At 48.9% G+C, this 231-nt stretch carries 1 protein-coding gene; it reads right to left on the bottom strand.

The annotated features are described in order from the left end of the window. Window positions 1–231: hypothetical protein (locus NQF89_RS08855; RefSeq protein ID WP_266138006.1), on the bottom strand; the 231-nt coding region annotated here is incomplete at both ends.

Genomic DNA, 231 nt, shown 5'->3' with positions numbered 1-231 from the left:
GCTTTGTTATGAGGTGGTTTTTGGCCGAGATTGGTGCGGATGCAATCGATGGTTGTGTGCCATTTACCTTCTTGCATTTCTGTTGAGACTTCATGTTGGATGGCGATGGGTAGCCATAGGCCATCCCAAGGGGCTTTGCTGATAAGCTGATGGCTTTGGTTGGTGAGGCTGTCCGGTTGGTTGGGGGAAGGAAGCCAATTTTGAGGGGCGTATTTGCTCTCTAATATAAGA

This window comes from Bombella pollinis (genome assembly GCF_026385485.1).
Taxonomy (GTDB): domain Bacteria; phylum Pseudomonadota; class Alphaproteobacteria; order Acetobacterales; family Acetobacteraceae; genus Bombella; species Bombella pollinis.
The sequence above is the reverse complement of the archived record's forward strand: the minus strand, read 5'-3'. Positions and strand labels throughout refer to the sequence as shown.